This window comes from Stenotrophomonas sp. STK17_22 (genome assembly GCF_051983905.1).
GTDB lineage: Bacteria > Pseudomonadota > Gammaproteobacteria > Xanthomonadales > Xanthomonadaceae > Stenotrophomonas > Stenotrophomonas maltophilia_A.
This window is the reverse complement of sequence record NZ_CP197010.1, coordinates 3837417-3850403: the sequence shown is the minus strand read 5'-3', so window position 1 is coordinate 3850403 and position 12987 is coordinate 3837417. Positions and strand designations below refer to the sequence as shown.

At 67.5% G+C, this 12987-nt stretch carries 13 protein-coding genes; 7 read left to right on the top strand and 6 right to left on the bottom strand.

Translation table 11 applies throughout. The features are described 5' to 3' along the window. Positions 1 to 14: 14 nt before the first annotated feature. A complete protein-coding gene (gene pbpC / locus ACSYS9_RS18035) occupies positions 15 to 2396 on the top strand; it encodes a penicillin-binding protein 1C (RefSeq protein ID WP_071228112.1) in 2382 nt (793 codons plus the stop codon). Positions 2397 to 2510: 114 nt separating this feature from the next. On the opposite strand, the gene ACSYS9_RS18030 is transcribed toward pbpC, so the two are convergent. Both ACSYS9_RS18030 and ACSYS9_RS18025 read right to left on the bottom strand, forming a co-directional pair. Continuing rightward, a complete protein-coding gene (locus tag ACSYS9_RS18030; RefSeq protein ID WP_049421227.1) occupies positions 2511 to 3086 on the bottom strand; it encodes a ferritin-like domain-containing protein in 576 nt (191 codons plus the stop codon). A 29-nt stretch (positions 3087 to 3115) separates the two neighbouring features. Continuing rightward, complete coding sequence (locus ACSYS9_RS18025; RefSeq protein WP_032127816.1) at positions 3116 to 3598, bottom strand: peroxiredoxin; 483 nt, start codon at positions 3596 to 3598, stop codon at positions 3116 to 3118. A 259-nt stretch (positions 3599 to 3857) separates the two neighbouring features. Between ACSYS9_RS18025 and ACSYS9_RS18020 the strand changes: the two genes are divergently transcribed. Continuing rightward, positions 3858 to 4751 (top strand): DnaJ C-terminal domain-containing protein, encoded by an 894-nt coding sequence (locus ACSYS9_RS18020; protein WP_071228113.1) that lies wholly within the window; start codon positions 3858 to 3860, stop codon positions 4749 to 4751. 98 nt (positions 4752 to 4849) lie between these two features. Here the strand turns inward: ACSYS9_RS18020 and pilH are convergent, their stop codons facing one another. Together pilH and ACSYS9_RS18010 are read right to left on the bottom strand one after the other, a co-directional pair. After that, positions 4850 to 5221, bottom strand: coding sequence for a twitching motility response regulator PilH (pilH, locus tag ACSYS9_RS18015; protein WP_005410644.1), 372 nt, complete (start codon positions 5219 to 5221; stop codon positions 4850 to 4852). An 88-nt stretch (positions 5222 to 5309) separates the two neighbouring features. Beyond that, positions 5310 to 6305, bottom strand: a complete 996-nt coding sequence (locus tag ACSYS9_RS18010; protein ID WP_071228114.1) for a YhdH/YhfP family quinone oxidoreductase — start codon at positions 6303 to 6305, stop codon at positions 5310 to 5312. 153 nt (positions 6306 to 6458) lie between these two features. Between ACSYS9_RS18010 and hflK the strand changes: the two genes are divergently transcribed. The 5 genes from hflK to ACSYS9_RS17985 all read left to right on the top strand — a co-directional run bounded on the left by hflK (position 6459) and on the right by ACSYS9_RS17985 (position 11345). Beyond that, the gene (gene hflK / locus ACSYS9_RS18005) at positions 6459 to 7592 is read left to right on the top strand and encodes an FtsH protease activity modulator HflK (protein WP_049401370.1); all 1134 of its coding nucleotides are present in this window, start codon (positions 6459 to 6461) and stop codon (positions 7590 to 7592) included. Further along, positions 7589 to 8452, top strand: a complete 864-nt coding sequence (gene hflC, locus ACSYS9_RS18000; protein WP_010482785.1) for a protease modulator HflC — start codon at positions 7589 to 7591, stop codon at positions 8450 to 8452. The genes hflK and hflC overlap by 4 nt, the downstream gene beginning before the upstream one ends. Positions 8453 to 8519: 67 nt before the next feature. Beyond that, positions 8520 to 8705, top strand: coding sequence for a DUF2065 domain-containing protein (locus tag ACSYS9_RS17995; RefSeq protein ID WP_005410640.1), 186 nt, complete (start codon positions 8520 to 8522; stop codon positions 8703 to 8705). 561 nt (positions 8706 to 9266) lie between these two features. Further along, entirely contained in the window at positions 9267 to 10559 is a 1293-nt protein-coding gene (locus ACSYS9_RS17990; RefSeq protein WP_049421231.1) for an adenylosuccinate synthase, read from the top strand. Positions 10560 to 10676: 117 nt separating this feature from the next. Then, the gene (locus ACSYS9_RS17985; RefSeq protein WP_071228116.1) at positions 10677 to 11345 is read left to right on the top strand and encodes a hypothetical protein; all 669 of its coding nucleotides are present in this window, start codon (positions 10677 to 10679) and stop codon (positions 11343 to 11345) included. On the opposite strand, the gene ACSYS9_RS17980 is transcribed toward ACSYS9_RS17985, so the two are convergent. Together ACSYS9_RS17980 and ACSYS9_RS17975 are read right to left on the bottom strand one after the other, a co-directional pair. Next, entirely contained in the window at positions 11281 to 11958 is a 678-nt protein-coding gene (locus tag ACSYS9_RS17980) for a M23 family metallopeptidase (RefSeq protein ID WP_071228117.1), read from the bottom strand. The two genes, ACSYS9_RS17985 and ACSYS9_RS17980, sit on opposite strands and share 65 nt — an antisense overlap. A gap of 4 nt (positions 11959 to 11962) precedes the next feature. Continuing rightward, positions 11963 to 12925: a L,D-transpeptidase family protein gene (locus ACSYS9_RS17975; protein ID WP_032127822.1), complete on the bottom strand. Its 963-nt coding sequence runs from the start codon at positions 12923 to 12925 to the stop codon at positions 11963 to 11965. Positions 12926 to 12987 lie beyond the last annotated feature (62 nt).

The window sequence follows — 12987 nt, the reverse complement described above, 5'->3', positions numbered from 1 at the left end:
TCCGGCACGCTGCAATGAAGAAGACGATGTCGATCCGGCTGGCGGCCCTGCGCCGCCGGTTGCGGCCGCTGTGGCCGTGGCTGCGCTGGGGCACGGCCGCCACGCTGGCGCTGCTGCTGGTGCTGGATTTCGCCTTCCCGCCGCCGCTGCCGAAGCAGCGCGATACCAGCACCCTGGTGGTGGCTGCCGACGGTACGCCGCTGCGTGCGTTCGCCGATGCCGAGGGCGTGTGGCGCTATCCGGCATCGATCGACAGCGTCTCGCCGCTGTACCTGCAGGCGCTGCTGACCTACGAGGACCGCTGGTTCTGGCGCCATCCGGGCATCAACCCGCTGGCCATCCTGCGTGCCAGCGGCCAGCTGCTGCGCGGCGGCCGCATCGTGTCCGGTGGCTCGACCCTGACCATGCAGGTCGCGCGCATCCTCGATCCGCATACGCGCACGCCCTGGGGAAAGCTCAAGCAGATGCTGCGCGCGGTGCAGCTGGAAGTGCATCTGAGCAAGCAGCAGATCCTGGCCCTGTATCTGGAGCGCGCGCCCTACGGTGGCACCATCGAGGGCGTGGAAGCGGCCAGCTGGGCGTACCTGGGCAAGCCGGCGGCGCAGCTGTCGCATGCCGAGGCCGCGCTGCTGGCAGTGCTGCCACAGGCGCCGAGCCGGCTGCGTCCGGACCGTCATCCGGAAGCGGCGCAGAAAGCGCGGGACAAGGTGCTGTCACGCATGGCCGAACTGGGGGCGTGGACGCCGGAAGAGGTGGAAGACGCGCGTATCGAGAACGTGGTGGCGCGATCGCTGCGGCCGCCGCTGCACGCCGCATTGCTTGCGCAGCGCCTGCATTCGGCGCATCCAGGACAGGCACGCATCCAGAGCAGCATCGACATCGGACTGCAGCGCACGCTGGAAGAGCGCGTGGCCAGCTATTTCTCGACGCTGCCCGAGCGTACTTCGGCGGCCTTGCTGGTGGTCGACAACCAGACTCTGCAGGCGCGTGCCTACGTCGGTACGTTGTCCTTTGGTGACCGCCAGCGGCTCGGCCACGTCGACATGGTGCAGGCCTGGCGGTCGCCGGGCTCCACGCTCAAGCCGTTCCTGTATGCGATGGCGCTGGACGATGGCCTGATCCATTCGGAAAGCCTGCTGGTCGATGCGCCGCAGAGTTTCGGCAGCTACCGCCCCGGCAACTTCGACATGGCCTTCAATGGACCGATCGGCGCCTCCAGCGCGCTGCGGCTGTCACTCAACGTACCCTCGGTGGATCTGCTGCAGCGGGTCGGTCCGGCGCGCTTCGCCGCACGCCTGTCGCACTCCGGCATCCAGCTGCGCTTCCCGCCGGGCAGCACGCCCAACCTCTCGCTGATTCTGGGCGGTACCGGGGCGCGGCTGGAAGATCTGGTCGGCGCGTTCGCGGCGCTGAACCGCAACGGCATTGCCGGACGCGTGCGCTACACCGATGACGAACCGATGATCGAGCGGCGACTGGCCTCGCCGGGCGCCAGCTGGATCGTGCGCGAAATGCTGGAATCGAACCCGCGCCCAGGCTACAGCGTCGGTACGTTCGATGTCGGTGGCCGCCCGCGTGTGGCGTGGAAGACCGGCACCAGCTATGGCTATCGCGATGCGTGGGCGATCGGCAGTACCCGCCACTACACCGTGGGTGTGTGGGTGGGCCGGCCGGATGGCACGCCGTTGCCGGGCCAGTACGGCGCGGTCACCGCACTGCCGCTGATGTTCGAGGTGGTGGACAGCCTGCCGCGCCAGCGCGGCGATTCGGCTGCCGCACCGATGCCGGCCAGTGTCAGCCAGGAAGACATCTGCTGGCCCACCGGCGAACGCGCCGAGGGCCTGCCGGCGGCGCTGTGCCAACGGCGGATGTCGGCCTATCTGCTGGACGGCGCGGCGCCGCCGACCTTCCCCGAGCGCGAGGCACGGCGCTGGCAGCCGGGGCGGCAGCGTTACCTGGCCGACGCGCGAACCGGCTTGCGTGTATCCGCTGATTGCCGTTTGCCGCATGAGGAAGTCGCGCTTGAGATCGCGCGTTGGCCGGCGTTGTTGTCACCGTGGCTGCCCAAGGCCACGCGCGCTGCCTCGCAGTTGCCGGAGCTGTCGCCGGATTGCCGCGACGACGGGCGTGAGGCCAGCGTGGCCCTGCACATCGATGGCCTCAATGATGGCGCCACGCTGGCGCGTGCGCCAAACTCGGAACATGGCGTGCGCCTGCAGCTGCGCGCGCTGGGCAGCGAACAGGTGGTGGACTGGTTGCTGGATGGACGCTGGATCGCGCAGACCCACGGCGCGCAGTTGATGCAGCGCGAGTTCGCCGATCCGGGCGCACACACTTTGACCGCGCTGGCGGCCGATGGCGCGTGGACGCAGGTGCGGTTCAACGTTCTCCGCTAGATGCCGGCCTTGGTCGGCGCGCGGCCCAACGCCAACGACACCGCCGTGCTCTGGTAGGTGCCAACCTTGGTTGGCACGCGGCAAAGACGCCCACCAAGGTGGGCATCTACCAGATCATTCCCCGATCCACCCATCCAGCAGGTCGGCGAACTCATCGGCGTGCTCCTCTTCCTGTGCAAGGATCTCTTCAAGGATGCGCTTGGTGGTGGTATCGCGGTCGCCGATGAAGTTGATCATCTCGCGGTAGCTGTCGATGGCGATGCGTTCGGCCACCAGGTTCTCGCGCACCATGTCGCGCAGGTCGCTGCCTTCCTTGTACTCGGCATGCGAGCGCGCGGTCAGCGTGTCGGGGTTGAAGTCCGGCTCGCCGCCGAGCTGGACGATGCGCTCGGCCAGCTTGCCGGCGTGCGCCTGTTCCTGCTGTGCATGTTCGAGGAATTCGGCTTTCACCGCGTCGGCCAGCATGCCCTTGGCCATGAAGTAGTGCCGGTAGTAGCGCAGCACGCATACGTACTCGGTGGCCAGTGCATCGTTGAGCAGCTTGATCACGACCTTGCGGTCGGCGCTGTAGCTGTCGGTGATCGCACCGTCTTCGATATTGCGACGGGCGCGTTCGCGCAGGGTCTTGCGGTCACTGATGCCGGGCACCTTTGCGGCAGGCTTTGCGGCTTTGGCTGGCTTGGTGGACATGGCTGGCCGTTTCCTCTTGCGGTGGAAGATCAGGTTGGCAGGTGCTCCAGCACGTATTCGGCCGAAGACACTTCGAACTGGCCGGGCTGCTCGATCCAGGCCGCACGCACCACGCCATCCACCACGTACAGGGCGAAACGGCGTGAGCGGATGCCCATGCCCGAGGCGCTGGCGTCGAGCTCCAGGCCGAGCGCACGGGTCAGTTCGGCATTGCCGTCGGACAGCATCAGCAGGCCGTCGGGCACGCTCTGGTCGGCGGCCCAGGCCTTCATCACGAACGGGTCGTTGACCGCCATGCAGTAGACATCGATGCCGCGCTGGCGGAACGCCTGGAATTTCTCGACGTAGCCGGGCAGGTGGCGCGCCGAGCAGGTCGGGGTGAACGCGCCGGGCACGGCGAACAGCACCACCTTGCGTGCGTCGAACAGCGAATGCGTATCGAGCGTTTCAATGCCCTCGCGGATGCGCTTGAGGGTCACTTCCGGAATGCGGTCGCCGACATGGATGGTCATGGGGAACTCCTTGCTGGGGCAGGCTAGTGGGCCGGATGGGACAGGGGCGTCAAGACATTGGAAAACCCGTGTGCAGGCCCCATCTTCAGGCTTTGCGGCGGGGCTTCCAGCCACAGCGTGGCGCATGGGGATGGCAGTCGCATTGCGCAGGATCAGTCGGCCTCACCGTGGCCGCACGAGGGGCGGCGTAGCATGCCGGCGCGTAGAATGAACCCGGGGCGGCGCCACCGGCGCGGCCGAAGCAGATCGAGGTAGCTGGATGGAATTCAAGGATTACTACGCCACCCTGGGGGTGGAACCGAGCGCGGGCGAGGCGGAGATCAAGACGGCCTACCGCCGGCTGGCACGCAAGTACCACCCGGACGTCAGCAAGGAGGCCGGGGCCGAAGACAAGTTCAAGGCGGTCAACGAGGCCTACGAGGCGCTGCGCGATCCGGAAAAGCGCGCGGCCTACGACCAGCTGCGCGCGCAGGGCTATCGCCCGGGCGAGGAGTTCAACGTGCCGCCGAACTATGGTGGTGCTGGCGGTTTCAATTTCGAGGAAGTATTCGGCGGTGGCGGCCCCAATGGAGGCTTCAGCGACTTCTTCGAGAGCCTGTTCGCGCGACAGCGTGGCGGTGGTGGCGCTGGTCCGGGGCCGGGCTTCAGCAGCCAGGGCCACGCGCCCAACCGCGATACCCGCGCCAAGCTGTCGGTTCCGCTGGAAGCGGCCTACAGCGGCGACAGCCTGCGCATCACCGTCAACGGCAAGCAGCTGGACGTGCGCGTGCCCAAGGGCATCCGCCCAGGCCAGGTGATCCGGCTGGCCGGGCAGGGCAACCATGGCGGCAACCTGCTGCTGGAAGTGGAGTACGCCGCCCACCCGCAGTTCGAGGTCGATGGCCGCAACATCCTCTATACGCTGCCGGTGACCCCGTGGCAGGCCGCGCTGGGCACCAGCATCAGCGTGCCGACCCTGGGCGGAGCAGTGGAATTGAAGATTCCGGCCGATTCCGATGCTGGCCGCAAGCTGCGCCTGCGTGGCCGTGGCCTGCCGGGCAATCCGGAGGGCGACCAGATCGTCGAGATCGAGATCGTGGCCCCGGCCGCGACCGACGAGGCGCAGAAGAAGGCTTACCGGAACCTGGCCAAGGCGTTTGGCGAGTCAATCTGAGCACGCCTTGCGGTAGTGCCGGCCGCTGGCCGGCTGTTTCATGACCCGGAACGGTGATGCGTGGTTGCCGGCCAGCGGCCGGCACTACCGCGCGTGTCTCAGCCCTGCCCGGCGAACACCCGTTCCAGCACCTCGGACAGCTCGTCTTCCGAGAACGGCTTGGTGATGTAGGCCTTGGCGCCCTGGCGCATGCCCCACATGCGGTCGGTGTCCTGGTCCTTGGTGGTCACCAGGATCACCGGGATATGCCGGGTCGCCTCGTCGCGGGCGAGGGTGCGGGTGGCCTGGAAGCCATTGAGGTTGGGCATCACCACGTCCATCAGGACCAGGTCGGGCAGCTCGGCCTTGGCGGTTTCGACCCCGGCGGCGCCATCGGTGGCGGTCAGGATCTGGTGCCCGAGCTTCTCGACGATGCGCTGTATCCCCAACAGCTGCGACGGTGAGTCGTCGACGATCAGAATGCGTGCCATGTTGTTCCCCATGTAATGCCCGCAGTGTAGTGCGGGCCCATTACTGGCGGGAGGGGCGCATCTGCCGTCCGTCGCCTGCCTGCGACGTTCAGTCGATCCGCACCACGGTGCGGCCCAGCGAACCGCCGGCCAGCATCCGTTCGAACACGGCAGGAAGGCCATCGAGGCCGACTTCGGCGGTGCAGATGCGGTCCAGCTGCTGCGGCTTCCAGTCACTGCCCAGCCGCGACCACACTTCTTCGCGCAGCCCGCGCGGTGCATTGGCCGAGGACACGCCCAGCAGTGACACGCCGCGCAGGATGAACGGCATCACCGTCATGTCCAGCGTCGGACTGGCGGCCAGGCCGGCACTGACCACGCTGCCGTAGGGCACGGTCTGCGCCAGCAGGCTGGCAAGCATGTCGCCTCCGGCATTGTCGAGGCCCCCGCCGAAGCGGGCCGACTGCAGTGGGCCGGTATCGGCCAACGCCGAGCGTGGCAGCACCTCGGCGGCACCGATGCCGTGCAGGAAGTCGGACTGCTCCGGCTTGCCACTGACCGCGTGCACCGTGTAGCCGGCACGACTGAAGATCGACAGCGCCAGCGCGCCGACACCGCCGCTGGCGCCGGTGACCGCCAGTGGGCCGAGCTCCGGTGTCTGCCGGTTGTCCTGTAGGCGCAGCAGCGCCAGCGCTGCCGTGAAGCCGGCGGTGCCCAGCACCATCGCCTCACGCGGGGTCAGCCCGGCCGGCTGGGCGATCACCGCACGCGACTCCAGCCGCACATACTGGCTGTAGCCGCCGTCGCGGGTTTCGCTGAGGCCGCAGCCGGTGGCCAGTACCGCATCGCCTTCACGCCAGGCCGGGTCGGTGGATGCCACCACGGTGCCGGCCACATCGATTCCGCCGACCAGCGGGAAGCGGCGCAGGATCCTGCCCTTGCCGGTGCCGGCCAGCGCGTCCTTGTAGTTGACCGAAGACCAGTGGGCGCGGATCAGTACCTGGCCGGGGTTAAGGTCGTCGACATTGAGCTGGGCCAGGCCACTGCGGTAACCGGCGGCGTCGTTTTCGATGCGGAAGGCGGTGAACGGGGTGGTGGGGGCCATCGGCGTTGCCTGACTTCGAGGAAAACGCCACCTTACCCCGTTGCCCCCCTTTCGATCCTGCCGATCCGCCCCATCTTGTATGATCGGTGATGGTTTCACGGCTGGTGGTGCGGGAAGGGCCCGCGCCGCAGCCCAAATCTTGATGGAGCGTGCATGGCCTGGAATACACCCGGCGGCAACAAGGGCGGACAAGGCCCCGAGGACAATCGACGCGGGCCCTTCGGGTCGCGCGGCGGTGGCAATGGTGGTGGCTGGGGCGGACTGCCCGGGCCGCTGAAGGACCTGTTCGACGGTGGCATCATGCGTTGGGTGGTGGCGGCTGTCGTGTTGCTGGTGCTGTTCTCCAGCTTCCAGCTGATCGGCGAACAGCAGCGTGGCGTGGTGCTGCGCTTCGGCCAGTTCTCGCGCATCCTGCAGCCCGGCCCGAACTTCAAGCTGCCGTGGCCGATCGAATCGGTCACCAAGGTCAATGCCACCGAGATCAAGACCTTCTCGATCCAGGTGCCGGTGCTGACCCGCGACGAGAACATCGTCAACGTCTCGCTGAACGTCCAGTACCGCATCGACGACCCGCAGCAGTACCTGTTCGGCACGGTCGATGCCAACCAGGTGCTGGAGCAGTCGGCGCAGAGCGCGGTGCGCGAGGAAGTCGGCCGCGCCGATCTCAACGCCGTGCTGAACAACCGTGGCCCGCTGGCCGTGGCCGCCGAGGAGCGCCTGCAGGCGCTGCTGAAGGCGTTCAAGACCGGCCTGACCGTGACCGGCCTGACCCTGCAGGATGCCCGTCCGCCGGAAGAAGTGAAGCCGGCCTTCGACGAGGTCAACGGTGCCCAGCAGGTCAAGGAACGCCTGATCAACGAAGCCCAGGCCTACGCCGCCAAGGTCGTGCCGGAAGCCCGGGGCCAGGCCTCGCGCGCCCGTACCACTGCCGAAGGCTACAAGCAGGCGGTGGTGTCCAAGGCCGAGGGTGACGCGCAGCGCTTCAGCCTGTTGCAGGCCCAGTACAAGGACGCTCCGGAAGTGACCCGCAAGCGCCTGTGGCTGGAGACCGTGCAGCAGGTGCTGAGCGAGAACCGCAAGGTGATCGGTGGCGATGGCCGCCAGCTGATCTACGTGCCGATGACCGGCGATACCCGTCCCACCACCTCGGCCCCGCCGGGGGTGACCAATCCGGAGGTGGTGATGCCGTCGCTGCCGGGTGCAGCGGCGGAAGCTTCCCGTGATCCGGGCCGGCCGGTGGGCCGCCCGACCGGGCGACCGAGCGGCCGTGAGGAGGGCAGCCGATGAAGAGTCCTATCTGGATCGCCGTGATCGTGGCGGTGGTGCTGGGCCTGCTTGGCTCGGTGTACGTGGTCCGTGAGGACCAGACTGCCATGGTGCTGAACCTGGGCAAGGTGGTGCGTTCGGACATCAAGCCGGGCCTGCACTTCAAGGTGCCGGTGGTGGAAACGGTGAAGGTCTTCGACCGCCGCTTCCAGGTGCTCGACACCGCCCCGGCGCGTTACTTCACCGCCGAGCAGAAGGACGTCAGCGTCGACTTCTTCGCCATCGGCTACATCTCCAACGTGGGTGACTACTTCCGTGCCACCGGTGGCGATCCGCGCATCGCCAACGCCCGCCTGGCACCGATCATCACCGACTCGCTGCGCAACCAGATCAACTCGCGCACCCTGCAGCAGCTGGTCTCCGGCGACCGCAGCGAGCTGATCGCCGAGCAGCTGAAGGGGATCAACGAAGCGGTGGCGGGCCTCGGCATGCAGATGATCGACCTGCGCATCAAGCAGGTGGACCTGCCCACCGACAGCCAGGTGATCAATGACGTGTACGAGCGCATGCGCGCCCAGCGCAAGCAGGAAGCGGCCAAGCTGCGCGCGGAGGGCGAGGAGCAGTCGCTGACCATCCGCGCCCAGGCCGACCGTGACAGCACCGTGCTGATCGCCGAAGCCGAGCGTGATGCCCAGCGCCTGCGCGGTGAAGGCGACGCCGATGCGGCGCGCATCTACGGCAAGGCCGGCTCGGCCGACCCGTCGTTCTATGCGTTCTACCGCAGCCTGGAGGCCTACCGTGGCTCCATGACCGACGGCAACGGCGTGATCGTGCTCGACAAGAACGACCCGTTCCTGCAGTACCTGAAGAACGACCGCTGAGGTCGCAGGGCAGTACCCCACGGGGCCCGGCCAGATGCCGGGCCCCGTGCTTTTTCCGGAGTCCCCCATGAAAGATCTGTTCGCCGCCGTCTGCCTGGTGGCGGTGCTGGAAGGCCTGTTCCTGTTCGTCGCCCCGTTCGCCTGGAAGCGCATGGCCGAGCGCCTGCTGGACCTGCCCAGCCCGGCCCTGCGCAGCTTCGGCGGGTTGGTGCTGCTGGCCGGCCTGAGCCTGCTGTGGTGGGCGCGGCATTGAAAGGGTAGTGCCGGCCGCTGGCCGGCAACCTGGGATTGCCGGCCAGCGGCCGGCACTACCGGAGGCGTCTGACTGGCCGGCACATGCGTGGCCCGGCTCTGGTAGATGCCAACCTTGGTTGGCATTGCCGGCCAGCGGCCGGCACTACCGGGAGGTGCCTGACTGGCCGGCACATGCGTGACCCGGCTCTGGTAGCTGCCAACCTTGGTTGGCATTGCCGGCCAGCGGCCGGCACTACCGGGAGGCACCTGACCGGCCGGTACATGCGTGGCCCGGCTCTGGTAGATGCCAACCTTGGTTGGCATTGCCGGCCAACGGCCGGCACGACCGGGCGGGGCGGCTGACCGGCCGGTGAAGCCGTCCGTCGGAAAGGTGGCACCCGACCCCGGAAACCCGGATAATGCACAAAAGCCGGACGGGCCTCCCCGTTCGGCTTTTTCCGTGTCTGGGCCTTCCATCGCCGGCTGCTCCCCGTTTGGAGCCGCCCTCCAGGTGCTGGCCAGCCCCGCCACGGTTCAACCGTCCGCGGCCCCGATGGCCGCAACATATGAGGAGCCCGTCATGGGTCAGTCTGTCGTAGTGTTGGGTGCCCAGTGGGGCGATGAAGGCAAGGGCAAGATCGTCGATCTGCTCACTGAGGAAATCGGCGCCGTCGTGCGCTTCCAGGGCGGCCACAATGCCGGCCACACCCTGGTCATCAACGGTAAGAAGACCGTCCTGCACCTGATCCCGTCGGGCATCCTGCGTGACGATGCGCTGTGCCTGATCGGCAACGGCGTGGTGATCTCGCCGGCCGCGCTGCAGAAGGAAATCGCCGAGCTGGAAGCCTCCGGCGTGGAAGTGCGTTCGCGCCTGAAGATCTCCCCGGCCGCGCCGCTGATCATGCCGTACCACATCGCCCTGGACCAGGCGCGCGAGCGCGCTGCCGGCGGCAAGGCGATCGGCACCACCGGCCGTGGCATCGGCCCGGCCTACGAAGACAAGGTGGCGCGTCGCGGCATCCGCATCGCCGACCTGCATTACCCGAAGCAGCTGGAAGAACTGCTGCGCACCGCGCTGGATTACCACAACTTCGTGCTGACCAAGTATCTGAACACCGATGCGGTCGATTTCCAGAAGACCTTCGACGAAGCGCTGGCCTTCGGCGAATACGTGCAGCCGATGAAGTCCGACGTGGCCGGCATCCTGCACGACCTGCGCAAGCAGGGTAAGCGCGTGCTGTTCGAAGGCGCGCAGGGTGCGCTGCTGGACATCGACCACGGCACCTACCCGTACGTCACCAGCTCCAACACCACCGTCGGTGGTGCACTGGCCGGTTCCGGCGTCGGCGCCGATTCGATCGACTACGTGCTGGGCATCGCCAAGGCCTACGCCACCCGCGTCGGCGGCGGCCCGTTCCCGACCGAACTGGACGACGAAGTCGGCCAGGGCATCCGTGACCGCGGCGCCGAGTACGGTGCCTCGACTGGCCGTCCGCGTCGCTGCGGCTGGATGGACATCGTCGCGCTGAAGCGCGCCGTGGCCATCAACGGCATCAGCGGCCTGTGCATCACCAAGCTGGACGTGCTGGATGGCATGGAAAAGCTCAAGGTCTGCATCGCCTACGAATACAACGGCAAGCGCACCGAGTACGCGCCGCTGGATGCACAGGGCTGGGAAGACTGCACCCCGGTGTACCTGGAGTTCCCGGGCTGGAGCGAGAACACCCACGGCATCACCCAGTGGGACGAGCTGCCGCCGGCGGCACGCGCCTACCTGCGTTCGCTGGAAGAGCTGGCCGGCTGCCCGATCAGCATCGTCTCCACCGGCCCGGACCGCGACCACACCATGGTCCTGCAGGATCCGTTCGCCTGAGGTAGCGCCGGGCGCTGCCCGGCGTAGGTGACAGTAAGAGCCCCGCGAAAGCGGGGCTTTTTCGTTACTGTGTCGGCACGGCCAGCAGGGAAATGACGTGATGACCCGGATGTCAGCGTGAAGGGCGTAACGGTGGTGCGGATCACCCTGTGGGTGATGTGGAGCCTGTGGGCGCTTGCCTGCGCGGTGCTGGTGCTGGGCGCGATCGCCAACCACATGGCCTCACGCACGCAGGTGCTGCCTCTGGTGCTGAGCCCGGGTGCGACGGCCGAGGTCACGGTCTACCGCTTCATCGATGACCAATTGCGGCTGCGCCTGCGTTACGCGGATGACGGTACTTCCACGGCGATCGATCCTGAGGTGCGCCTGCGCGTGGAAACCCCGACAGATCAGACCGACTTCCGCGCCGAAACGCGTTCGGGCGTGCCGGGTTCCGGCATCACCCGCGCGCTCGAATCGGTTGTGCCTGCTGGATTTGCCGCCTCGTACTTCGGTTATGGCCGGGGGGATGCGCTGCCGCGCGGGCGTTCGTGGCTGCGGGTGACCGTTCTGGAGGTCGAGCCCGCGCTGGCGGGGCGCGTGGCCTCGGTGGAACTGCTGCCACCGATGGACGTACTGAAGCTGACCGACCTGGACTACGCGTGGCTGTGGCCGTTCTTCTTCTGGAAGGTGGCGGCGTTGTTCCTGCTGATTCCGGGCGCTGCGCTGGTGGCATTCACCATCACCTTGCGGCACTGGCAGCGTCAGGCGTCGAAGCCGCCTGTTTCAACAGCGGATACGGATTGATCGACTCTCCCTTCCACCACTGTCTTTCCGGGCCCAGCATGTGCACTTCAAAGTGCAGGTGCGGGGCCTCGGCGCTGGCGTTACCGGTGCTGCCCACGTAACCGATCACCTCTCCGCGCTTGATCACCTGCTTCTCCGCCAGGCCATCGGCGTAGCGCTGCAGATGCGCGTAGTAGTAGCACCAGCGCCCGCTGGGCTCGAACTGGTAAATCGTCAAGCCGCCGCGCTCGCTGTCGAACAGTTTTTCAACCGTTCCATCGGCCACCGCCAGCACCGGCGTACCGGTATCGGCCATGATGTCGATGGCATCGTGCACGCGACCCTCGCTGCGCGCATCGGTGAACGTGTCGCGCAGCTGGGAGGCCAGGACGCCCTGTACCGGCAGCAGCAGACCCGACGGCGCATCCGCAGTCCGCGCGGCTGACGGTGCGGTGGCGGCGGGGGCAGGGGCCGTGTCGAGCGGCGCTACGGATCCCTTGGCCGGCGCCACAGCTGCTGCCGGTTGTGCTTCCGGCAGCGAGGCGGCTACCGGCTCGCCTGCATCGCGGCGCAGCCACCAGCCTGCACCCAGCCCCAGCAGAACGCCCAGCACGATCAGTTGCGAAAGGCGCATCGGCTCACTCCTGCATCACCACGGGTACCGAGGTATCCACGGCATCGGCCACGCGCAGCGCATCCCAGTTGGTCATGCGCACGCAGCCATGCGATTCGGTCTTGCCCACATGGCCGGGTTCGGGCGTGCCATGCAGGCCGTAATGCGGCTTGGACAGATCGATCCAGACCCGCCCGACCGGATTGTTCGGGCCCGGTGGCAGGGTGGCCTTCTTTTCGCCCTTGCGGGCATCCCAGAACAGTTTCGGGTTGTAGTGGAACGGCGGGTCGCGGTAAACGCCCAGGATCTTCCATTCGCCGATCGGTAACGGGTCGTGCTGGCTGCCCGACGACACCGGCACCTGTGCGATCACCTTGCCCTGCGCATCCAGCAGCTGCAGCGTGGAGTCGGATTTGTCGACCACGATCTTCGCCGCCTTTGGCAATGCGGCCAGTGCGATGTTGGGTACCTGGATGCGGCTGCCAGCCTTGGTCAGGTCCACGCCGGGATTGAGCGCCTTCATCAGCTCAGGGGAGGCATGGAAGCGCTCGCCGAGGGCTTCTTCCACACTGCCGTAGCCCAGCGATGTGAGCTTGGCCTGGGCGGCGGGCCCTTTCGGAGTGGCCTGGAACGGACCGGCGACATCCTCAGCAGTCAGCGTGTAGCTGGCCAGCGGCCCAACGGTATCGGCCTGCAGGGCCTTCCAGGTGGTGTCGTCCAGTTCGCCCGTTACGTCCAGCCCATGCGCTGCCTGGAAACCCGACACCGCGCGTCGCTGGTTGCTGCCCACTTCGCCGTCGATCTGGCCAGGGGAGAAGTTCGCGCGATCCAGCAGCACCTGGGCGTGCAGCGCGGAGTGGGGTGCGGTGTCCGGTCCGGCCGTTTCGGCAATGGGTGCGGGCAGGTGGGGCGGCGGCGCCTGCGCGAAGGCTGGCGACGCCAGCAGCGAGAGAGCGAGCAGGGTGGATCGGGACACGGGCAAGGGCATTGGGATCTCCAGCAGGTCACGCCACCACCTTGCCCGCAGCAGCCGCCGAGCCACCGTGAAAG

What these genes read in the sequence shown, in the direction of transcription:
- ACSYS9_RS18030 (WP_049421227.1), bottom strand. Translation starts at nt 3,086, where the DNA reads ATGTCCACCAAGCCAGCCAAAGCCGCAAAGCCTGCCGCAAAGGTGCCC.
- pilH (WP_005410644.1), bottom strand. Translation starts at nt 5,221, where the DNA reads ATGGCACGCATTCTGATCGTCGACGACTCACCGTCGCAGCTGTTGGGG.
- hflC (WP_010482785.1), top strand. Translation starts at nt 7,589, where the DNA reads ATGAAGAGTCCTATCTGGATCGCCGTGATCGTGGCGGTGGTGCTGGGC.
- ACSYS9_RS18020 (WP_071228113.1), top strand. Translation starts at nt 3,858, where the DNA reads ATGGAATTCAAGGATTACTACGCCACCCTGGGGGTGGAACCGAGCGCG.
- ACSYS9_RS17975 (WP_032127822.1), bottom strand. Translation starts at nt 12,925, where the DNA reads ATGCCCTTGCCCGTGTCCCGATCCACCCTGCTCGCTCTCTCGCTGCTG.
- ACSYS9_RS17980 (WP_071228117.1), bottom strand. Translation starts at nt 11,958, where the DNA reads ATGCGCCTTTCGCAACTGATCGTGCTGGGCGTTCTGCTGGGGCTGGGT.
- hflK (WP_049401370.1), top strand. Translation starts at nt 6,459, where the DNA reads ATGGCCTGGAATACACCCGGCGGCAACAAGGGCGGACAAGGCCCCGAG.
- ACSYS9_RS17995 (WP_005410640.1), top strand. Translation starts at nt 8,520, where the DNA reads ATGAAAGATCTGTTCGCCGCCGTCTGCCTGGTGGCGGTGCTGGAAGGC.
- ACSYS9_RS18010 (WP_071228114.1), bottom strand. Translation starts at nt 6,305, where the DNA reads ATGGCCCCCACCACCCCGTTCACCGCCTTCCGCATCGAAAACGACGCC.
- ACSYS9_RS17990 (WP_049421231.1), top strand. Translation starts at nt 9,267, where the DNA reads ATGGGTCAGTCTGTCGTAGTGTTGGGTGCCCAGTGGGGCGATGAAGGC.
- ACSYS9_RS18025 (WP_032127816.1), bottom strand. Translation starts at nt 3,598, where the DNA reads ATGACCATCCATGTCGGCGACCGCATTCCGGAAGTGACCCTCAAGCGC.
- pbpC (WP_071228112.1), top strand. Translation starts at nt 15, where the DNA reads ATGAAGAAGACGATGTCGATCCGGCTGGCGGCCCTGCGCCGCCGGTTG.